Genomic DNA, 256 nt, shown 5'->3' on the forward strand with positions numbered 1-256 from the left:
TGATGATTATAAGCAGTCATGCCCTTAAAAAAATAGTAGAAAAGTTCACTGATACAGTGAGCTTTTTATTTTTCAATAAGACGATCTACAAAAAGTTAAACCATGCTTTTTATCCAAAATATTCTTTCAGTTGTTTTTTATAGGTTCTTCCCAGTGGAAGCTGCTCCCCACCTTTCAGATAAATTGTGTTCGAATCATATGAACTGATATGTGAAAAGAGAACAATATATGATTTATGAATTCTTATGAATCCCAG

General features: G+C 31.2%; 1 protein-coding gene. It reads right to left on the reverse strand.

The features are described from left to right. Nucleotides 1–109: 109 nt before the first annotated feature. A complete protein-coding gene (locus SB689_RS23610) occupies nucleotides 110–256 on the reverse strand; it encodes a LytTR family transcriptional regulator DNA-binding domain-containing protein (protein ID WP_410694475.1) in 147 nt (48 codons plus the stop codon).

The organism is Chryseobacterium sp. SIMBA_038, assembly GCF_046535115.1.
In the GTDB taxonomy this organism is placed as follows: domain Bacteria; phylum Bacteroidota; class Bacteroidia; order Flavobacteriales; family Weeksellaceae; genus Chryseobacterium.